We start from the raw sequence: 17,507 nt of genomic DNA, 5'->3' as shown, positions 1-17,507 counted from the left end.
ACGGTCAAGCAGGGGGATTCCCGACTATTCCGCTGATTTGAAAGCTTCTTGTAAATAGGCCGAAACCCTCGTTCCGGCCCCCGCTGCTTGCGCTGCGTCAATCAGATCGAGAATGAGCCGCTCGTGGCGACGCCTGCGCTTTGCGCGAGACCCTTCACCCACTTGCGCGCAGGCAAGCCGAGCTGCGCCTCGATGAGCTTCGCGCGCGCGTCGAGCGCGTCGAACGAAACGTCGAGTGCGGGACCGGCGAACGCGATCGCGACGCGATTGCCGTCATGCACTTCGGGCAGCACGATCACGCGATGATCGAACGCCTCGTTCAGATGACGCATGTTGCGCACGAAGCTCGGATGATCGCCGAACAGATTGATCGTGACGACGCCCGCTTCCGGCGTGAGACACGCGCGGCAAGCGCGATAGAACGAGACGCTGTCGAGCACGGGGCCGCGCGCGGTGGCGTCGTACAGATCGATCTGCAACGCGCCGATCGTGCCGTGATTCCCGCGATCGTTGACGAACTCCCAGGCGTCGCGTTCGGTGACGGTGAGGCGCGCGTCGTCGTAGGGCAGCTCGAACATCGCGCGCGCGGCGATGACGACCGCGGGATTCAGTTCGACGGCTTCCACGTTCGCCGGCTTCAGAAAGCGATAGCAGAACTTCGTGAGCGCCGCGGCGCCGAGCCCGAGTTGCACGATGCGCTCGGGCGTCCCGACGAAGAGCAGCCACGCCATCATCTGCTGCGCGTATTCGAGTTCGATGTGATCCGGCTTCTTCAGGCGCATCGCGCCTTGCACCCATTCGGTGCCGAAGTGCAGGTAGCGCACGCCGCCCTCTTCCGAGAACGTCACGGGGGCGAAGCGCGGCTTGCGGGGCGCCTCGATGCGCGGCGCGTTCGCGAGATCGTCGCGATCGTCGTCGGCGCGCCTGCGCTTCGATTTGTTGTCGTCTTTTTTACGGCCGAACGCGCGCGCTTCTGCCGACGCACGTTTGATGAGATTCGTCATTGTGTGGAGAGAATGTCGCGCCAGATGCGCAATTTTTGATCGAACGAGAGGATAGCATTGGCCGCGCTCGACGACGGCAGCACGAGCGTCGCGTAGCCGGCGGCGCTCAGCACGGGCGCGAACTTGCCCGAGGTCTTGCCGTTGAAGCACACCTTGCGCAACGCCGGAAAACGCGTGTGAAACACCGCGAAATCATTGGGCGATGCGTTGCGGATCGCCGCGTCGAGGCTGCCTTCGCGCTCGCATGCGGCGAGCACGTCCCATAAACCGATGCCGTGCGCGACGAGACGCGCGAGACGATCGTCATAGGCGAGTGCGTGCAAGTCCTCGCCGATCGCCGCGCCGACCAGCCGCCAGAACTGATTGCGCGGATGCGCGTAGTACTGCGTCGCCGCGAGCGATGCGACGCCCGGAAAACTGCCGAGGATGAGCGTGTGCGTGCCTTCATCGCCGATGGGCGCAAAGCCTGCAAGCTTCATTTTGCCTCGCCGTGCGCGACGCGCTTTGCATGCGAGCTCAGGTGATCATAAGAGCGGGCATGTTCGCGCCTATGCGGGCCGTGCATGGTGGCGAGCTTGCTCCAGAGCGCATCGAGCATGCATTCGGTGACCATTAGCGGCGCGTCGTGACGTTTGAACACCGAACGGCGCGCGACGAGCGAATGCGCCCGTTCATTCGATTGCGCCGATGCGAGTCGATGAAGCGGATGCCGCGCGGTGATTCTTCGGCTCGCCAGCGCGGAACGCGACACGCTGCTATCGCTATACAGCAGTTCGGCGAGTGGCCGCGTGCGCAGGCGGCGCATCGATTGCCATACGCCCGTGCTGTGCGATAGAGGCGCCACGCTGTGCGCGACGACGAACGGCGCGCCATCGACTTTCAGCGCGACTTCGCGCACCCACACCGGCGTGCGCGGCGTTAGCCCGAGCGCGCGCACTTCATCCTGCCAGGGCATGTCGACGGCTTCGCGCGTGACTTCGACCGTCACCGCGCCAAGCGTGCGCAGATGCGCGGTGAGCGAACCGCCGCGTGTGAGCCAGTCCTTTTGTGCATCGGTAAGCGATGAAAGCGGGATGATGCGCCAGTGCGCATCGATGGGATCGTTGGGCGTGAGCATGCCGGCAATTATAGGATCGTCCACCGCTTCGGACGATTCGTATGGAGCCGACGTGCCGACAGAACGAAACTCAGTGTCCGCTCATGCGCGCGTGACGGCCGGCCGCGCGCCCCGAGCGAACATTGACAAATCATTGAGAGGACAGCGAATGTCGGAAAACAAGAAACAGACATCGAAGAAAGTTGCGCATCTCGCGGCGGAGACGCTGCATGACCCGAAGGCATCGACCGTCAAGAAAAGCCTCGCCGCGTCAGCCTTGTCGCAGTCACACTCCAAAAGGCAAACGGGCGCCGCGATGGAGCACAAGGCGAGCGAAGTGCTTCACAGCAACAAGTACTCGGCAGAAACCAAGACGCTGGCGGCCTCCGTTCTTGCGCAATCCGGCAAGGAACGCAAGCCCAAATAAGAAACGCGCCGCCGGTTTCCCGGCGGCGCGGTCATCGACAGCGTTCGAGCAAGCTTATCGCGCGAGCAGCAGCGCATTCGTGCGCTTGACGAAGCTCGCCGGATCCTCGAGCGCGCCGCCTTCTGCAAGCAACGCCTGATCGAAGAGCAGATGGCACCAGTCGACGAAATTGGCGCTGTCCGCATTCAACGCCTTCACCAGCGGATGCTCGGGATTCACTTCGAGAATGGGCTCCGCTTGCGGCGCTTTCTGCCCCGCTGCCTTGAGCATGCGCTGCAGATAGCCGCTCATGTCGCCTTCATCGGCGACGAGACAACTCGGCGAATCGGTGAGGCGGAACGTGAGACGCACGTCCTTCGCCTTGCCTTCGAGCGCTTCCTTCATCTTCTCGACGAGCGGCTTCATTTCCTCGCCGACCTTCTCCTGCTGCTGCTTTTCCTCGTCGTCGAGCGCGCCGAGATCGAGGTCGCCGCGCGCCACGCTCGCGAGCGGCTTGCCATCGAACTCATTGAGGAACGACAGCATCCACTCGTCGACGCGATCCGTCAGCAGCAGGACCTCGACGCCCTTCTTGCGGAACACTTCGAGATGCGGGCTGTTCTTCGCGGCTTGCCAGCTATCGGCGGTGACGTAGTAGATCTTCGTCTGCTCGGGCTTCATGCGCGCGACGTAATCGGCGAGCGACACGTTCTGCGCGTCGCTATCGTTATGCGTCGATGCGAATCGCACCAGCTTCGCGATGCGCTCGCGATTGCTGAAATCCTCGCCGATGCCTTCCTTCAGCACCTGCCCGAACTCGTTCCAGAAGGTCGCGTACTTCTGCTTGTCCGCTTCTTCGGTCGCTTCGGCGGAGGACGATGCGATCTCCTCGAGCATCGACAGCACGCGCTTGGTCACGCCTTCGCGAATCGCCTTCACGTCCCGGCTTTCCTGCAGGATTTCGCGCGACACGTTGAGCGGCAGATCGGCCGAATCGACCACACCCTTCACAAAGCGCAGATACGCGGGCAGCAGTTGCTGGGCATCGTCCATGATGAACACGCGCTTCACGTAGAGCTTCAGCCCGCCGCGATGCTCGCGGTTCCACAGATCGAACGGCGCGTGCTTGGGCACGTAAAGCAGTTGCGTGTACTCGCTGCGGCCTTCGACGCGGTTGTGCGTCCACGCGAGCGGATCGTCGTGATCGTGCGAGATGTGCTGATAGAACTGCTTGTACTGATCGTCGCTGATGTCGTTCTTCGGACGCGTCCAGAGCGCGCTCGCCTGGTTGACCGTCTCGTCCTCGTCCTTCGTGACCATCTCGCCTTTCTCGGCATCCCACTCTTCCTTCTTCATCAGAATGGGCAGCGCGACGTGATCCGAGTACTTCTGGATGATCGACTTGAGCCGGTGCGACGACAGCAACTCGTCCTCGTCGGCGCGCAGATGCAGCGTGATGGTCGTGCCGCGTTGCGCGCGCTCGATGTCCTCGACTTCGAAATCGCCTTCGCCCGCGCTCGTCCAGCGCACGCCCTCGTTCGCCGGCAAGCCGGCGCGGCGCGTCTCGACGGTGATATTGTCCGCGACGATGAAGCCCGAATAGAAGCCGACGCCGAACTGGCCGATGAGCGCCGCGTCCTTCTGCTGGTCGCCGGAGAGCTTCGAAAAGAACTCCTTGGTGCCCGAGCGCGCGATCGTGCCGAGATGGGAAATCGCTTCCTCGCGGCTCATGCCGATGCCGTTGTCATCGATGGTGATGGTGCGCGCGGCCTTGTCGAACGACACGCGGATGCGCAGGTCCGGATCGTTTTCGTAGAGCGCGCTGTTCTCGATGGCTTCGAAGCGCAGCTTGTCGGCAGCATCGGATGCGTTGGAAATCAGCTCGCGCAGGAAAATTTCCTTGTTGCTGTAGAGCGAATGGATCATCAGGTGCAGAAGCTGCTTTACTTCTGCCTGAAAGCTCATGGTTTCTTGCGCCATGGTCGGGTCCTCTGTGTTGATTTCGTTAGTGCGATGAAGTCGGCCGCGCGCACTCGCCGCGCGGTCAATTCGCCGGATATAAGGGCGGCCCGGCATTTTTCAAGAGCGGCGAGTCCGGATAAGATGCGTTTCCCGAACGACCGATCACTCCGTCACCGCGATGCCCTTCCTGCGCCGTCACGACCGCCGCCCCCGGCCTCTTTCACGCCACGAGGCGCAGATGGCGCGGGTGGTGTTCGGCGATGCGATCGACTACGCGACGGTCAAGGTCTACGCATGCGGCTATCTTCCGTTCGGCCTGCAACCGCACCGCACGGCGATGGCGCCCAACGGCAACCTCTATTTCCCGCGCGGCTGTTTTCAGGACGACTTCTCCGCCTGCGACCTCGCGGATCGCATGTGGTTCATTCACGAGATGACGCACGTCTGGCAGTTTCAGCTCGGTTATCCGGTGCGGCTGCGCGGCGCGATCCGCATCGGCTTGACGTATGCGTACACGCTCGCCGACGGCAAGCGACTCTGCGATTACAACATGGAAGCGCAAGGCAACCTGCTCGCGGATTATTTCGCGCTGAAGTTCTGCGACGGGCAAAACCGGTTATACGAGCATCGCTACCGGCATATACCCGGCGCGCTCGCGCTCTATGAAACCGTGCTCGCGGACTTCATCCGCGCGCCCGCAGAGCGCCGCAATCTGCCCGGACGCGGCCGCTAGGCGCTGCGTCGCGCGGCCTTCTCCAGACAGCTCGACAAGAGACCGGGCAGCGCCGGGTCGCCGCAATTGGCGATGTTGAAGCGCATCCACGTCGTCGGCGACTGGTGGGGCGAGAACAGGCTGCCGGGCGTCAGCAGAAAGCCCGCTTCGTGACCCGCCGCCGCCAGGCCATCGGAATCGACACCCGCGTCCGCCCACAGGAACATGCCCGCCGCGGGCGTCGCAAAGAGCTTCAAACCGGTCTTTTCCAGCATGCGCGCGGTCTTGTCGCGCACGCCGTCGAGCCGCGCGCGCAGCCGTTCGACGTGGCGCCGGTAGTGCCCTTCGGTCAGCACCTTGTAGACCACGCGTTCGTTGATTTCCGGGCTCGTCATGCCGACGAGCATCTTCTGATCGGCGAGCGCCTTCGCCACCTCGGGCGCCGCCGCGATATAGCCGACGCGCAGATTGGCCGCGAGCGTCTTCGAGAAACTGCCGAGGAAGATCACGCGTTTCAGCTGATCGAGGGATGCGAGGCGCGTCGCGGGAAAGCCCGCCGGGCACAGATCGCCGTATACATCGTCCTCGACGACGATGAAATCGTATTCCTGCGCGAGCTGAAGAATCCGGAACGCCTGCGCCGCCGTGAGCGACGTGCCGGTCGGATTCTGCAAAACGGAATTGATGATCAGCATCTTCGGCCGCCAGGTCGCGACGAGCGTTTCCAGCGCGTCGAGATCGGGGCCCTCGGGCGTGTACGGCATGCCGACGAGCCGCGCGCCCTGCGACGCGAAGCGCCCGAACATCTGGAACCACGCCGGATCGCCGACGATCACCGCGTCGCCGGGCTTCACATACAGACGCGAGATGAGGTCGATCGCCTGCGTGATCCCCGACACGAGCACGATCTGCCGCGCCGCCGATGCGCCGATCTCCAGCTCTTCGAGCCGCGTCTGCAACTGCTGGCGCAGCGGCAGAAAACCTTGCGGCGTGCCGAAGCCGAGCATCTGCGCGCCGCTCTGGCGCGAGAGCGAGCGAAGCGCGTTGGTGATCAGTTCGCCATCGAGCCAGCGTCCCGGCAAATAGCCGAGGCCCGGCCCTTTCTCCGGGCTCGACGTGTGCAGCATGTTGCGCAGCAGCCAGACCACGTCGATGGTGTTTTGCACCGGCTCGCGCTCCGCCGCGGCGGCCGGCGCCTCGCCTTTCGCGACGAGCGTGGGCGCGACGCGCTCTCGCACGTAGAAGCCCGACCCCCGCCGCGAGTCGAGATAGCCGTGGGCGACGAGCCGCTCGTAGGCCTCGACGACCGTGAAACGCGACACGCCCTTGTCGAGCGCGAGCTTGCGGATCGACGGCATGCGCATGCCGGGCCGGAACACGCGCTCGTCGATGCGGCGGCGGCCCCATTGCACCAGCTGGTCGACGAGCGTGAGTTGCGCGGCGTCGTGCGGGGCGGGAATCTGGTCGAGCGGTACGGACATGCGAGCCTCCGTTGAACGGCAAGCGCGGCTGTGAGCCGGGAAAGAACTGTACCGAATAGTCTTGGGCCGATTGTACCGTTACTGTTACGGTGATAGCGGCTACATTTTGCTTTCGGCGGTCCGGCGCGCGAGAAGTAAAGCGTTATGCTGTCGGCCCCTGTTCATCGCACTGCCCGTCATGACCGATCATCGACTCAAACTCGATCACCTGGTGATCGCCGCACGCACGCTGGAAGAAGGCGCGCAGTTCGTCACCGCCACATTCGGCGTCGAGACGGCGGCCGGCGGCGCGCACCCGCTGATGCGCACGCACAACCGGCTGCTGAATCTGTGGGGCGGCGCGTATCTCGAAGTGATCGCGATCGATCCATCGGCGGCGGCGAGCGTCGAATCGCCAAGGCCACGCCTTTTCGCGCTTGACGACCCCGCGATGCAGCGTCGTCTCGCGGACCACGGCCCGCAACTCGTGCACTGGGTCGCGCGCGTCGATCGTCCGAAGTCGCTGGTGCGCTGGCGTGAGCAGTATCCCGGGCGCATCCCGCCCGTCGCGGCCATGTCGCGCGCCGGCAATACGTGGGGCCTGACGGTGCCCGACGACGGCGCGTTTCCGGCGTGGCACGGCGCGGGGGACGGCGTGCTGCCGTCGCTGATCCAGTGGGACACGCCGCGCCATCCGAGCGACGCACTTCCTGAAACGGGCATCGCGCTGCGAACGCTGACGGGCTTCCATCCACAGGCGCAAGCGGTGTCGGAGCAGCTCGCGTGGCTCGGCGCGGCGCATTTGATGTACGTCGAGCCGACGACAGGCGCGCCGGCGCTCGTTGCGCAGTTCGATCTGCCGGACGGATCGACGCTCACGCTGGGTGAATCGGCGGAACAGGCGCAGGCGCGCGAGGAAGCCGCGCGGCAGGCGTCGAAGCGCCGGCGCGCAAGGAAGACAGATACACCGGACGAACCGGAAGCACCACCGCAACTCGACTGAACGCGCATCGGACAAACGAGGAGACACCGCACGATGAAAACCCGCGAAACCGAAGGCATGCTGCTCGGCCTGATCGGCGTCGTCATTTTCAGCCTGACGCTGCCGATGACACGCATCGTCGTCGCGGAGGTGCATCCGCTGCTGAACGGGCTTGGGCGCGCGCTCGTCGCGGCGATTCCGGCCGCCGCGCTGCTCGTGTGGCGGCGGGAAAAGCTGCCGTCCTGGCCGCAGGTCAAGAGCCTCGCCGTGGTCGCGCTCGGCGTGATCATCGCGTTTCCGGTTTTTTCGGCATGGGCCATGAAGACCGTGCCCGCCTCGCACGGCGCGGTCGTGAACGGCCTGCAACCGCTGTGCGTCGCCATCTATGCCGCGTGGCTCTCGCACGAGCGGCCGTCGAAGGCGTTCTGGGTGAGCGCGGTGGCGGGCAGCGCGATCGTCGTCGCGTTCGCGTTGCAGGCGGGCGGGGGCGGCCTGCAGGTCGGCGATCTGCTGATGCTCGTCGCGGTCGGCATCGGCGCGCTCGGGTACGCGGAAGGTGCGCGGCTCGCGCGTCAGATGGGCGGCTGGCAGGTGATCTGCTGGGCGCTCGTGCTCTGCGCACCGTTCCTGTTGCTGCCGGTCGGCTGGCTCGCGTGGGCGCAGTTGTTTGGAAGCCATGCGGCGCATCCCGAACCGCTCGCGCTCAAGACGTGGCTCGCGTTCGGCTATGTCACGCTGTTCTCGCAATTCATCGGCTTCTTCGCGTGGTACGCAGGACTCGCGATGGGCGGCATCGCGCGCGTCGGGCAAGTGCAACTGCTGCAGATCTTCTTCACGATGGCGTTTTCCGCGCTCTTCTTCGGCGAGCACGTGAGCACGTCGACCTGGCTGTATGCGGCCGCCGTCATCGTGACCGTCGTGCTCGGCCGCAGGACAGCCGTGCGTCCCGCGCCGCAAGCGGCGGTCGTCGCGGCGGGCACGACGCACGCAAGATGACGCACTCGCGCGATAATTGCGGATTGCCGTTCTTAAGCCCAGATTCAACGATTCGCGGCCCACGCCGCGAGAGACATTATTCCCGAGACAGTCGAGGCCCTTCATGAACCAAGCCGATCTCCGCGCCACGCCGTGGCAACTCTCCGAACGCGCACGCAAGCTCACCAGTTCGGCGATTCGCGAAATCCTGAAGGTCACGGAGCGGCCGGAAGTCATTTCATTCGCGGGCGGCCTGCCCTCGCCCGCGACGTTTCCCGTCGAGGAAATGCGCCACGCCTCGGAACGCATCCTGCGCGATCAGCCCGCCGCCGCGCTCCAGTACAGCGCGACCGAAGGCTACATGCCGTTGCGCGAATGGGTCGCGACGCGCTATTCGGTGAACGGCGCGCATGTCCGCCCGACGCAGGTGCTCATCACGACCGGCTCGCAGCAAGCGCTCGATCTGCTCGGCAAGACGCTCGTCGATCCGGGCAGCCGCGTGCTCGTCGAAACGCCGACGTATCTCGGCGCGCTGCAGTCGTTTTCGCTCTTCGAGCCGCATTACGTGCAGGTGCCGACCGACGAATCCGGCCTGATCCCCGAAGCACTCGACGCCGCGCTCACCGCCAACGCGCGCCTGCTCTACGCGCAGCCGAACTTCCAGAACCCGACGGGCCGCCGCCTGCCGCTCGAGCGCCGCCGCGCGCTCGCCGCGTTCGCGCAGCGTGCGTCGTTCCCGGTGATCGAGGATGATCCCTACGGCGCGCTCGACTACGCCGGCGCCCCGCTGCCGACGCTCCTCTCGATGGCGCCCGAGCATGTCGTGCATCTCGGCTCGTTCTCGAAAGTGCTGGCGCCGGGCCTGCGCGTGGGCTACATCATCGCGCCCGAGGAATTGCACTTCAAACTGGTGCAGGCGAAGCAGGCGACCGATCTGCACACGCCGAGCCTCACGCAGCGCATCGTCTACGAAGTGGTCAAGGACGGCTTCCTCGATCAGCACGTGCCGACCATCCGCGCGCTCTATCGCGACCAGTGCGAGGCGATGCTCCGCGCGCTGGAACGCCACATGCCCGCCGGCGTCGAATGGAACCGGCCGGAAGGCGGCATGTTCGTGTGGGTGAAGCTGCCGCAGCATATCGACTCGATGAAGCTGCTCGAGCAGGCGATCGCGCAGAATGTGGCCTTCGTGCCGGGCGGCCCGTTCTTCGCGAACGAGGCCCAGCACAATACGCTGCGTCTCTCGTTCGTGACGGTTCCCCCCGCGACGATCGACGAAGGCGTGGCAAGGCTCGGCGCGCTGATTCGCGCGAGCGTCTGACTCTCCGGGCGCGACCGCGCCCTTTTCATCCAGTTTCCAGTTACAAGGAGCAACCGATGGCATCCAACGTGTACGACAAGCTGAAGGAACTCGGCATCGAACTGCCCGCGGCGGGCGCACCCGCCGCTGCCTATGTGATGAGCGCGCAGAGCGGCAACACCGTGTATCTCTCCGGGCACATCGCGAAGAAGGACGGCAAGGTGCATGCCGGCAAGCTCGGCGACAACATCACGACAGAAGAAGGCAAGGCCGCGGCGCGCAGCGTCGCCATCGACCTGATCGCGACCCTGCACGCGCACGTCGGCGATCTGAACAAGGTGAAGCGCATCGTCAAGGTGATGAGCCTCGTGAATTCGACGTTCGACTTCACCGAGCAGCACATCGTCACGAACGGCGCGTCCGAGCTTATTGCAGAAGTCTTCGGCGATGCGGGCAAGCATGCGCGCTCGGCGTTCGGCGTGGCGCAGATTCCGCTCGGCGCGTGCGTCGAGATCGAGTTGATCGCGGAAGTCGCATAAAGGCGTCTCCCGTCGCCCGTTAGCGAAACCCGACGCGCTCAGGCCGTCGGGTTTTTTTGTGAACCGACCGAACCGACAACATTCATGTCCTCACGCACCGTCCAGTTCAAGCAGGTCGACGTCTTCTCGCCGGTTCCCTTCAAGGGCAATCCGCTCGCCGTGATCTTCGACGCCGAAGGCCTTTCTGCGCAACGCATGCAGGAAATCGCGCGCTGGACCAATCTGTCCGAGACGGCGTTTTTGATGCCGCCGACCGATCCGCGCGCCGACTATCGCGTGCGCATTTTCACGACGGCGGTCGAACTGCCCTTCGCCGGGCATCCGACGCTCGGCAGCGCGCACGCGCTCATCGACAGCGGCTACACGCCGAAGACGCCCGGCAGGCTCGTGCAGGAATGCGGCGTCGGGCTCGTCATGCTCGCCGAGCGCGACAACGGCGAGTGGGCGTTCGCTGCACCCCCCGCGACCATCGCGCCGCTCAGCGCCGCTCAGAACGAGCGCCTCGCCGATGCGCTCTCGCCCGCGGTAATCGATTTCAGCGCGCCACCCGCCGCGGTCGACAACGGCGCGCCGTGGCTCGTCGTGCGCGTGAAGGACGCGGCGCAATGTCTCGCGCTGTCGCTGGACGGCCGCGCGCGTGAATCGTTGCAGCCGCTCGTCGCGGAAGTGGGCACGCACGGCATCGCCGTGTACGGGCCGCACGACGCCGATGGACCCGCGACCTTCGAACTGCGCGTGATTCTGCTGGGCGCGGAAAACATCGAAGATCCGGTGACGGGCAGCGCGAACGCGGCGCTCGCGACGCTTCTGACCCAACAAGAAAAGCGGCCCGGCGTGTCATACACCGTGCGACAGGGCACCGCGCTCGGGCGGGATGGCCGCGTGAGCATCGCATACAGCGACCAGGAGGACGGCGCACCGATCTGGATCGGCGGCTGCTCGGTAACTGTGATCGACGGCACATTCTGCATCTGAAACAATGACCTACGCGCTGCCGGGAGGCGCGCGTATACCCCCAAGCGGCGCCCCTTTCTTAATCTTCGAGGCTTCGCTAATATCTGAACAATCGGGGATCAGAACGCAATCGCTGTTTCCACATCGGCGAAAGACGGGCGTCGCGAGTGTGAACCGCTTGCGCCGCAGCGCAAACGTATGCTCTTGACGACACCGAAGGCTCGCCGTCTCGCTCATGTCGGGCTTCGGGCGCCGCTGCGAACAACCGCTCGCCGAACGGCCGTTGCGCTACCTCCTTGCGTGAATACGGACGTGGATCGGGTCTCGGAGAAACAAGCCGCCGATCATCCGCCGCGCGCCGCGCACGGTATAGTCACTCGTTTCGGCCGAACGCCTCAAAACATGCATCGCTTCATCCATCTCGCGCAGTTCGCAGCACGCCACGCGCTACGAAATAAAGCGCCGACGGACGCCCCATGAAGCGCACGCGCTCTCACGCTTTTTCCGACACCCTCTTCGGCGCGCCGTCGGCGCGGCGTCGGCGCGCGCTCCTCGCGATTCCCGTGCTCGGCACCTTCGTGCTGGTGCTGCTGTGGGCGGTGATATTCGCCCGGCTCTCCGTCGAGCGCGAAGCGACGACACACGAATCGATGGCCTCCGCCGCCATCCTCTCGTCGGCACTCGAGCAGCACACCATCAAGGCGATCCATCAGGTCGACCAGATCACCCGCTTCGTCAAATACGAGTACGAGAAGTCGCCCGACAACTTCGATCTGATCGCCACGGTCGAGAAAGGCGTCGTGCAGAGCGACACGCTCGTGCAGGTCTCGCTGATCGACGAATACGGCACGCTCATCGCCAATACGTCCGATCCTCATCCGAAGCCGATCGACCTGTCCGATCGCGAGCACTACAAGGTCCACGCCCATTCGAACGACGACCTGCTGTACATCAGCCGCCCAGTGCGCGGCCGCGTGTCGGGCCTGTGGACGTTGCAGATCACGCGGCGGCTCAATCATCCGGACGGCTCGTTCGCGGGCGTCGTGGTCGTATCTGAGGATCCGGCCTATTTCACGAGCGATTTCTACAATGTCGCGTCGATCGGTCGCGAAGGCGTGATCGCCGTCGTATCGGATAACGGCTCGGTGCTCGCGCGCAGCACGGGCGGCAGTCTCGCCGAGAGCGCGGCGGCCAGCTCCGCCACGAAAAGCAACGCGCACAACGGCCCGGCCGACCGCACGCACGCCGCCTTCAGCGCGAGCGGCGTCTATCCGACGACGGACCACGCATCCGGCATCTACGTCGATCCGATCGATCAGGTGAAGCGCATCGTGTCGTACCGGCATATCGACGGCTATCCGCTCGGCGTGCTCGTCGGTCTCTCCGAGCGCGAGGAGATGATCGACTACAACCACACGCGCAATGTCTATCTGCTGATGGCGAGCTTCATTTCGCTCGCGATGCTCGGCTTCTTCGCGGTGGCGACGGGCCTCATCGGCAAGCTGCTCGGACGCGAGCGCGAGATGACGCATCTCGTCGAATTCGATCTGCTGACGGGCCTGCGCAACCGCTACTCGACGCTGCGCGCGCTCAGGCGGGAAGTGGCGCAACCGGAGAACATCGGCCGGCTCGCGCTGCTCTTTATCGACCTCGACAACTTCAAGACTGTCAACGACACGCTCGGCCACAATGCAGGCGATATCGTTCTGCAGATGACCGCGTCGCGGCTTGCGGAGACGGTCGGCCAAAGCGGCGCGCTCTCGCGCATCGGCGGCGACGAGTTCGTGGTCGTCGTGAAGGGCGATGACGTCGAACAGCGCGCCGTCACGCTCGCGAACGATATCTCGACGATGTTCGCCACGCCGTTCGACGTGCGCGGCAGCGCGTTCGTGCTGCATGCGAGCATCGGCATTGCGCTCTTTTCGGTGCCGAACGAAAGCGAGATCGATCTGCTGAAGAAGGCGGATCTCGCGATGTACAGCGCGAAGGACGCGGGCCGGAACTGCTATCAATTCTATTCGCCGCAACTGTCGCATCGCGCGGATCATCTGATGAAGTGGGAGCAGCAACTGCGCGTCGCCCTGACCGAGCAGCAACTCTTCCTCGTCTATCAGCCGAAGATCGATCTCACGCGCCGGTGCATTACCGGCTTCGAGGCGCTCGTGCGCTGGAATCATCCGCAGCACGGACTCATTCCTGCGAACGAGTTCATTCCGGTGGCTGAATCGACCGGGCTGATCGTCGCAGTCGGCGATTTCGTGATCTACACCGCGTGCATGCAGCTCGCGCAGTGGCAGCGCGATGGTTATAACGGACTGTCGCTCGCCGTGAACATCTCGGCCGTGCAGTTCTGGCGCGGCGACTTGCTGGAGACGGTCGCGCGCGCGATCGAGTCGAGCGGTATTCCGCCCGACAAGCTCGAACTCGAAATCACCGAAACGGTGATGGTCGAGTACCCGGAGCTCGTGCAGGAGAAGATTGTCGCGTTGAAGCGGCTGGGCGTGCGCATCGCGCTCGATGACTTCGGCACCGGCTATTCGTCGTTGTCGTATCTGAATCGCTTTTCGGTCGATACGCTCAAGGTGGATCGGTCATTCGTCCAGGCGATTCCCGAAGACCGCAGCGTGTGCGTCATGGTGTCGGCGATCATCAACCTGGCGCGCTCGCTGGGGCTCACGGTGGTCGTCGAAGGAACCGAACGGGAAGAGCAGATCACGTGGCTTGCGGCGCTCGGGCCGGTGGAAGCGCAAGGCTTCCTGTTCTCACGCCCGGTGCCGGCGGATGGCGTGCAGGCGCTGCTCGATCGCTTCGGCGTGTGCGGATGGCCGCGTGGACAGTCGCCGCGCTCGCGCATGGATGCGGGCCAGGAGTCGAGCACCGCGCTGACGGATGCGCGCGGCGGCTGACTCAGAACCCGCGCGAGAGAACCGCCGTTCCAATCGTCACCACACCCAGCACCAGATTGATCACGACGAGCCGCCGCACCGTGGCGACGGCGCGGGCGCCATCGGGCCAGTTCTGCGCCTGCACCGCCCGCCGGATGCGCGGGAACACCCCGAAGCGGATATGACCGAAGATCAGCATCATCACGATGCCGAGGCCGGCCATCGCATGCAATGGCCACAGCGCGTGACCGCCGCCGAATTCCATGAGCAGGAAGCCGCCGGTGAGCAGGATCACGAGCACCGAGGCGCCGACCCAGTTGAAAAAACGTGCGAAGACCGACTCCCAAAGCGGCAGACGCATTTGCGGCGTGAGATCACCGAGCGCGGGGCGCAGGCAGAAGTGGGCGAAGACCATGCCGCCTATCCAAACGGCTACGCCGAGTAAATGCAGAAAGAGCGCCGCTTCGATGGCTTTGTTCATTGGGGATTCCGGATGCAGTTCAAAACGTGATGGACGGGTTGCGGTGTAAAAGCCGAGGCGCACACCAGCCGACTCTCGCTGAAGATTGAATATTGCTGCTACATGGCGAGACTGGCCGGTCAAACCCAGAACACTAAGAATGCGAGCCGCGCAGCGAGTTCCCGCGTTCGGATATTAATGATGCGACGCGCGATCATTCCGATGATGCTCGCTCCCGTCATCGGAACGTTGCAAACCTGAATTCGCGAAATCAAAGATGGTCATGCGGCGAAAACAACCTCCACTCGTCCCGCGTTCGTCGAGCGCCGCGGCGGACCGATCGGCGGATGCGAGAAAGCCCGCACGAAGCGGGCTTTCAAGGTACGCAGCAAACAAACTGGAGGGACGCCCGACCGGGACTTTTATCCCTCGAACACCGGCCTCAACTCCGTCACCTTCAACGACGAATCCGGCGCGCGCCCCTTCCTCGCGCGCTTGCCGAGATGCAGTTGCAATTGCGACCCGCTGAGCTTCTCGTCCTTCGGCTTGCCGCCGCGCCCGGTGCCGATCATCATCACGCCGCGCGCATCGAACGCGAGCGCCTGGCGCAGCGTTTCCTTCGCGTCGAGGCCCATCAGGATGACGCCGCGACCGCCGCCCGACAGCGTCTTCATCTCGTCCATGCCGAAGACGAGCAGCTTGCCCGCACTCGACAGACACCCGACAAGCGTCGCCCCGGGGATGACAGGCATCGGCGCGAGCGGAGCCGCACCGTCGTCGATCGTCATGAACGCCTTGCCAGCTTTCTGACGGCTCACCATGTCGCCGAGCTTTGCAACGAAGCCGAAGCCATTGCTCGACGCCAGCAACAACTGCTGCTCCGCATTCGCCGCGAAATAGTGCAGCAGATGCGTGCCCGACTCGAGCTCGATCAGCGACGTCACGGGCACGCCGTCACCGCGCCCGCCCGGCAACGCCGAGACCGGCACCGAATACACGCGCCCCTTGCTGCCCCACGCGACCAGCGAATCCGGCGTGCGCGCCTGGAATGCCGCATAGAGTCCGTCGCCCTGCTTGAACGTGAAGCCCGTCGGATCGAGTCCGTGGCCCTTCAGCGCGCGCACCCAGCCCTTCTGCGAGACGACGACCGTCACCGGCTCGTCGACGACGCGCGCCTCGAACGTCGCACGCTTTTCCTGCTGGATGAGCGTGCGGCGATCGTCGCCGAATTGCTTCGCGTCGGCTTCGATTTCCTTGATGAGCACGCGCTTCATCGCGGCATCGCTGTTGAGCAGTTCTTCGAGCTTGGTCTTTTCGTCGCGCAAGTCGGACAGCTCCTGTTCGATCTTGATCGCTTCCAGCCGCGCCAACTGACGCAGACGAATCTCGAGGATGTCTTCGGCCTGGCGGTCCGAGAGATTGAAGCGCGCGATAAGCGCCTGCTTCGGCTCCTCCGATTCCCGGATGATGCGAATGACTTCATCGATATTCAGGAAGACGATCATCCGCCCTTCGAGAATATGGATGCGGTCGTTGACCTTGCCGAGGCGATGCTGCGTGCGCCGCGTCACCGTCACGAAGCGAAATCCGATCCACTCGTGCAGGATCTCGACGATGCCCTTCTGCCGCGGTCTGCCGTCCGCGCCGATCATCACGAGGTTGATCGTCGCGTTCGATTCGAGGCTCGTATGCGCGAGCAGCGAGTTGACGAACTCCGTCTGGTCGATGCGGCTCGACTTGGGCTCGAACACGAGACGAACCGGCGCGTCCTTGCCGGACTCGTCGCGCACGGCGTCGAGCAGGGCTAGCATCGACTGCTTGGTCTGGACCTGCTCGGGCGTGAGCGTCTTCTTGCCGAGCTTGATCTTCGGGTTGGTGAGTTCCTCGATTTCCTCGAGCACCTTCTGGCTCGACACGCCCGGCGGCAATTCCGTGATGACGACCTGCCACTGGCCGCGCGCCATGTCTTCGATCTTCCAGCGCGCGCGCACCTTCAGGCTGCCGCGACCGGTCTCGTACGCCGTCGAGATTTCCGCGGGCGACGAGATGATCTGCCCGCCGCCGGGGAAATCGGGTCCGGGCAATTTCTCCATCAGACCCGCGTGGCCGATCTTCGGGTCACGGATCATCGCGACGGCGGCCTGCGCCACTTCGCGCAGATTGTGCGACGGGATTTCCGTCGCGAGCCCCACCGCGATGCCCGATGCGCCGTTCAGCAACAGGAACGGCAAGCGCGCAGGCAAGAGCTTCGGCTCTTCGAACGAGCCGTCGTAGTTCGGCATGAAATCGACCGTGCCCTGATCGATTTCATCGAGGAGCAGGCGCGCGATCGGCGTCAGGCGCGCTTCCGTGTAGCGCATGGCCGCCGCGCCGTCGCCGTCGCGCGAGCCGAAGTTGCCCTGCCCGTCGATGAGCGGATAGCGCATCGAGAAGTCCTGCGCGAGGCGCACGAGCGCGTCGTACGCGGATTGGTCGCCGTGCGGGTGATACTTGCCCAGCACGTCGCCCACCACGCGCGCCGACTTCACCGGCTTCGCGTTGGACGCGAGGCCCATCTCGCTCATCGCGTAAAGAATGCGGCGCTGCACGGGCTTTTGTCCGTCGCAGACATCGGGCAGCGCGCGGCCCTTCACCACGCTCACCGCGTAGTCGAGATAGGCGCGCTCGGCGTAATCGCCGAGCGTCAGTTGTTCGCCGTCCGGTGCGGTCTGTTCGGCGAAGAGATCGTCTGTGATTCCCATCGAATATCGATATCCGTTATGCGTTGCTCAA

General features: G+C 64.5%; 15 protein-coding genes. 8 read left to right on the top strand and 7 right to left on the bottom strand.

The window, feature by feature from the left end; translation table 11 throughout:
* Window positions 1-101 precede the first annotated feature (101 nt).
* The 3 genes from NCS58_RS04985 to NCS58_RS04975 are packed head-to-tail and all read right to left on the bottom strand — an operon-like array spanning window position 102 to window position 2,121.
* Entirely contained in the window at window positions 102-1,004 is a 903-nt protein-coding gene (locus NCS58_RS04985; protein WP_250538011.1) for a spermidine synthase, read from the bottom strand.
* Entirely contained in the window at window positions 1,001-1,483 is a 483-nt protein-coding gene (locus NCS58_RS04980; RefSeq protein WP_250538010.1) for a DNA-deoxyinosine glycosylase, read from the bottom strand. Before NCS58_RS04980 ends, NCS58_RS04985 begins: the two co-directional genes overlap by 4 nt.
* Window positions 1,480-2,121: a chorismate lyase gene (locus NCS58_RS04975; RefSeq protein ID WP_250538009.1), complete on the bottom strand. Its 642-nt coding sequence runs from the start codon at window positions 2,119-2,121 to the stop codon at window positions 1,480-1,482. The genes NCS58_RS04980 and NCS58_RS04975 overlap by 4 nt, the downstream gene beginning before the upstream one ends.
* Between NCS58_RS04975 and NCS58_RS04970 the strand changes: the two genes are divergently transcribed.
* Entirely contained in the window at window positions 2,114-2,527 is a 414-nt protein-coding gene (locus NCS58_RS04970; RefSeq protein WP_250538008.1) for a hypothetical protein, read from the top strand. The genes NCS58_RS04975 and NCS58_RS04970 overlap by 8 nt on opposite strands.
* A gap of 54 nt (window positions 2,528-2,581) precedes the next feature.
* Here NCS58_RS04970 and htpG read toward each other — a convergent pair whose 3' ends face one another.
* On the bottom strand, window positions 2,582-4,486 hold the full coding sequence (gene htpG / locus NCS58_RS04965; RefSeq protein ID WP_250538007.1) for a molecular chaperone HtpG: 1,905 nt from the start codon (window positions 4,484-4,486) through the stop codon (window positions 2,582-2,584).
* 220 nt (window positions 4,487-4,706) lie between these two features.
* Between htpG and NCS58_RS04960 the strand changes: the two genes are divergently transcribed.
* Complete coding sequence (locus tag NCS58_RS04960) at window positions 4,707-5,201, top strand: Rhs element Vgr protein (RefSeq protein ID WP_250476471.1); 495 nt, start codon at window positions 4,707-4,709, stop codon at window positions 5,199-5,201.
* Here NCS58_RS04960 and NCS58_RS04955 read toward each other — a convergent pair.
* Window positions 5,198-6,661 carry a PLP-dependent aminotransferase family protein gene (locus NCS58_RS04955; RefSeq protein WP_061120577.1) on the bottom strand — a complete coding sequence of 488 codons (1,464 nt, stop codon included), beginning with the start codon at window positions 6,659-6,661 and terminating at the stop codon, window positions 5,198-5,200. The two genes, NCS58_RS04960 and NCS58_RS04955, sit on opposite strands and share 4 nt — an antisense overlap.
* A 178-nt stretch (window positions 6,662-6,839) precedes the next feature.
* On the opposite strand from NCS58_RS04955, the gene NCS58_RS04950 reads away from it, so the two are divergent.
* From NCS58_RS04950 to NCS58_RS04925, 6 genes are all read left to right on the top strand, one after another.
* Window positions 6,840-7,643: a VOC family protein gene (locus tag NCS58_RS04950; RefSeq protein ID WP_250538006.1), complete on the top strand. Its 804-nt coding sequence runs from the start codon at window positions 6,840-6,842 to the stop codon at window positions 7,641-7,643.
* A 33-nt stretch (window positions 7,644-7,676) separates the two neighbouring features.
* Window positions 7,677-8,618: a DMT family transporter gene (locus NCS58_RS04945; protein ID WP_061120579.1), complete on the top strand. Its 942-nt coding sequence runs from the start codon at window positions 7,677-7,679 to the stop codon at window positions 8,616-8,618.
* A 103-nt stretch (window positions 8,619-8,721) separates the two neighbouring features.
* Window positions 8,722-9,918, top strand: coding sequence for a PLP-dependent aminotransferase family protein (locus NCS58_RS04940; RefSeq protein WP_250538005.1), 1,197 nt, complete (start codon window positions 8,722-8,724; stop codon window positions 9,916-9,918).
* A gap of 56 nt (window positions 9,919-9,974) precedes the next feature.
* The gene (locus NCS58_RS04935) at window positions 9,975-10,436 is read left to right on the top strand and encodes a RidA family protein (protein WP_250476466.1); all 462 of its coding nucleotides are present in this window, start codon (window positions 9,975-9,977) and stop codon (window positions 10,434-10,436) included.
* An 84-nt stretch (window positions 10,437-10,520) separates the two neighbouring features.
* The gene (locus NCS58_RS04930; RefSeq protein WP_250538004.1) at window positions 10,521-11,411 is read left to right on the top strand and encodes a PhzF family phenazine biosynthesis protein; all 891 of its coding nucleotides are present in this window, start codon (window positions 10,521-10,523) and stop codon (window positions 11,409-11,411) included.
* 455 nt (window positions 11,412-11,866) lie between these two features.
* Entirely contained in the window at window positions 11,867-14,296 is a 2,430-nt protein-coding gene (locus NCS58_RS04925) for an EAL domain-containing protein (protein ID WP_061120583.1), read from the top strand.
* A gap of 1 nt (window position 14,297) precedes the next feature.
* Here the strand turns inward: NCS58_RS04925 and NCS58_RS04920 are convergent, their stop codons facing one another.
* Together NCS58_RS04920 and parC are read right to left on the bottom strand one after the other, a co-directional pair.
* Window positions 14,298-14,756 carry a CopD family protein gene (locus tag NCS58_RS04920; protein WP_250538068.1) on the bottom strand — a complete coding sequence of 153 codons (459 nt, stop codon included), beginning with the start codon at window positions 14,754-14,756 and terminating at the stop codon, window positions 14,298-14,300.
* A gap of 401 nt (window positions 14,757-15,157) precedes the next feature.
* Entirely contained in the window at window positions 15,158-17,476 is a 2,319-nt protein-coding gene (gene parC / locus NCS58_RS04915; RefSeq protein WP_250538003.1) for a DNA topoisomerase IV subunit A, read from the bottom strand.
* Between the last annotated feature and the right edge of the window lie 31 nt (window positions 17,477-17,507).

Source organism: Caballeronia sp. INML3B (assembly GCF_023631305.1).
Lineage (GTDB): Bacteria > Pseudomonadota > Gammaproteobacteria > Burkholderiales > Burkholderiaceae > Caballeronia > Caballeronia turbans.
This window is presented reverse-complemented; position numbering and strand designations above follow the sequence as displayed.

What these genes read in the sequence shown, in the direction of transcription:
- NCS58_RS04945 (WP_061120579.1), top strand. Translation starts at nt 7,677, where the DNA reads ATGAAAACCCGCGAAACCGAAGGCATGCTGCTCGGCCTGATCGGCGTC.
- NCS58_RS04960 (WP_250476471.1), top strand. Translation starts at nt 4,707, where the DNA reads ATGGCGCGGGTGGTGTTCGGCGATGCGATCGACTACGCGACGGTCAAG.
- NCS58_RS04980 (WP_250538010.1), bottom strand. Translation starts at nt 1,483, where the DNA reads ATGAAGCTTGCAGGCTTTGCGCCCATCGGCGATGAAGGCACGCACACG.
- NCS58_RS04985 (WP_250538011.1), bottom strand. Translation starts at nt 1,004, where the DNA reads ATGACGAATCTCATCAAACGTGCGTCGGCAGAAGCGCGCGCGTTCGGC.
- NCS58_RS04940 (WP_250538005.1), top strand. Translation starts at nt 8,722, where the DNA reads ATGAACCAAGCCGATCTCCGCGCCACGCCGTGGCAACTCTCCGAACGC.
- NCS58_RS04935 (WP_250476466.1), top strand. Translation starts at nt 9,975, where the DNA reads ATGGCATCCAACGTGTACGACAAGCTGAAGGAACTCGGCATCGAACTG.
- NCS58_RS04930 (WP_250538004.1), top strand. Translation starts at nt 10,521, where the DNA reads ATGTCCTCACGCACCGTCCAGTTCAAGCAGGTCGACGTCTTCTCGCCG.
- NCS58_RS04925 (WP_061120583.1), top strand. Translation starts at nt 11,867, where the DNA reads ATGAAGCGCACGCGCTCTCACGCTTTTTCCGACACCCTCTTCGGCGCG.
- htpG (WP_250538007.1), bottom strand. Translation starts at nt 4,486, where the DNA reads ATGGCGCAAGAAACCATGAGCTTTCAGGCAGAAGTAAAGCAGCTTCTG.
- NCS58_RS04975 (WP_250538009.1), bottom strand. Translation starts at nt 2,121, where the DNA reads ATGCTCACGCCCAACGATCCCATCGATGCGCACTGGCGCATCATCCCG.
- NCS58_RS04920 (WP_250538068.1), bottom strand. Translation starts at nt 14,756, where the DNA reads ATGAACAAAGCCATCGAAGCGGCGCTCTTTCTGCATTTACTCGGCGTA.
- NCS58_RS04950 (WP_250538006.1), top strand. Translation starts at nt 6,840, where the DNA reads ATGACCGATCATCGACTCAAACTCGATCACCTGGTGATCGCCGCACGC.
- NCS58_RS04955 (WP_061120577.1), bottom strand. Translation starts at nt 6,661, where the DNA reads ATGTCCGTACCGCTCGACCAGATTCCCGCCCCGCACGACGCCGCGCAA.
- parC (WP_250538003.1), bottom strand. Translation starts at nt 17,476, where the DNA reads ATGGGAATCACAGACGATCTCTTCGCCGAACAGACCGCACCGGACGGC.